The sequence below is a fragment of the Actinophytocola sp. genome (assembly GCF_036555685.1).
In the GTDB taxonomy this organism is placed as follows: Bacteria; Actinomycetota; Actinomycetes; order Mycobacteriales; family Pseudonocardiaceae; genus Actinophytocola.
The window spans coordinates 1-1793 of record NZ_DATBKY010000194.1; the positions used below are offsets into that span (position 1 = coordinate 1).

At 70.7% G+C, this 1793-nt stretch carries 3 protein-coding genes; all 3 read right to left on the minus strand.

Features of this window, described 5'->3' with window-relative positions; translation table 11 throughout:
• On the minus strand, window positions 1-673 hold a 673-nt coding region (locus VH969_RS18265; protein WP_331975724.1), incomplete at its 3' end, for a DUF1996 domain-containing protein.
• A gap of 85 nt (window positions 674-758) precedes the next feature.
• The gene (locus VH969_RS18270; RefSeq protein WP_331975726.1) at window positions 759-1547 is read right to left on the minus strand and encodes a lysophospholipid acyltransferase family protein; all 789 of its coding nucleotides are present in this window, start codon (window positions 1545-1547) and stop codon (window positions 759-761) included.
• A 63-nt stretch (window positions 1548-1610) separates the two neighbouring features.
• On the minus strand, window positions 1611-1793 hold a 183-nt coding region (locus VH969_RS18275), incomplete at its 5' end, for a sigma factor-like helix-turn-helix DNA-binding protein (RefSeq protein WP_331975728.1).

The window sequence follows — 1793 nt, forward strand, 5'->3', positions numbered from 1 at the left end:
CGGCCGAGTCGAGGTTGAGCCCGTCCCAGCAGTCCGGGAAGGCGACGTGCAGCGCCAGGCCCTTGCGGCCGGCGTTCGGGCACGTCGGGATCGTCGCCTGCGGGCGGATGCCGGCCCGCGGCCCGCAGTTCCAGTACGTGACCTTCAGCCCCTGCGGACCGGTCGCCTTCGAGTTGCCCGCGACCACGCGGAACCCGGGCGGAAACGGCTGGACCGGGGCAAGCGTGTGCCGGCGGTAGTAGACCGTCGCCGCCCGCGGCAGGACCATCTGCCCGGAGGCGGAGACGAGCGTCGGCACCCAGTAGGCCGCCGTGTCACCGGCGCGCCGGCACGACGACGATTGCCCCTGCAGGGAGGCCAGCGTCGAGAAGGCGTTGGTGGTGTCGTTGCCGATGAACGTGTGGTCGTGCGACTTGCCGGGCTGCCCGGGATAGACGATCGGGTCGTCGGCGTTCCGGTGGCTGAAGCGGCAGCCGCTGACGAAGTTGACCCCGCGGAGCTGCGCCGGCCTGGCGGCAGTCGTACCGGTCACGCTCGGCCCCATGCGCTCCGCCAGGCGCGCGAACGAGCGGACACTGCTCTGCGAACCGAAGCCCGCCGAGGCCGCACCGGCGGCAGCGACCGCACCGATCCCGACGAGCGTACAGATGAAGACGACGCCTTTGCCTCTCATCAGGCCCCCTTTGTCGACGCTTCCGACGGGAGTCTGGGAGCAGCGTGCAAAGGGGAGGTAAAGGCCGTGTCAGACGCGTGTCAGGTCAGCGCTTCGGGTAGACGGGCCCGAGCGGCCCTGCCGCCCACTCCTCGTCCGGCCACGGCACGAGCTCCGGGTACCGGTACGTGATGCGCGGATCCAGCTCCCGGCTGCGACGGAGTCCGCCCGGCAGCGTCTCCGGGAAACCGTCGGCGACCGCCTGCGCCGCCTGCCGCCAGAGCCGCGTGATCTCGCGCTCGACGACGACGGCGCCCTCCTTGTAGCCCTTGCCGGTCCGCGGGAGGTCGAGCTCGATCGGCTCGCCCCAGACGATGCAGCACATTCGCCGGTTCTTCAGGTTCCAGCCGAACGTGTCGATCCCGCAGGGGACGAGCGGCACCCCCTCCTGGATCGCCAGCATCGCCGCACCGGGGTGCATGGGCCCCGGGTAGCCGAGCTCCTGGCGCGTGCCCTCGGCGAAGATGCCCGCCACGTGGCCCTGCTGGACCGACCAGCGGGCGACCCGCAGCGCGTCGCGGTCGCTCTCGCCGCGCCGGACGGCGTAGGCCCCCGTCCAGCGGAGGATCTCGCCCACGATCGGGATCGAAAGCAGCTCGATCTTGGCCATGTAGTAGAGCGTCCGCATGCTGTGCAGCCCGACGACCACCGGATCGACCTCGGAGAAGTGGTTGGACGCGACCACCGCCGCCCCCGTCTCCGGCATGCGCTCGTGGCCGTACCCCCAGCTGGGCACGATCAGCCGCGCGATCGGGATCACCATCGCGCGGGCAACGGGCCACGTCCGCTCGGGGTTCTCCCCGAGCAGCCTGTAGAGACCGAGCTCGGTCAGCACCCGGCGAGTGTATTCAGCAACCAGAAGGGACAGGCTTCAGCCTGTCCCTTCAAATCCGCCTGGTCAGACGCAGTCTTTCAGGCCCTGCGCCTCCGGCAGCGACTCGAGCTTCTTCAGCGTGTTGTTCTCGATCTGGCGGATGCGCTCGCGGGTGACGCCGAACGCGCGGCCGACCTCCTCCAGCGTGCAGGGCTGCTCGCCCTTGAGGCCGAACCGCAGCTCGATCACCTTCCGCTCGCGCTCGGG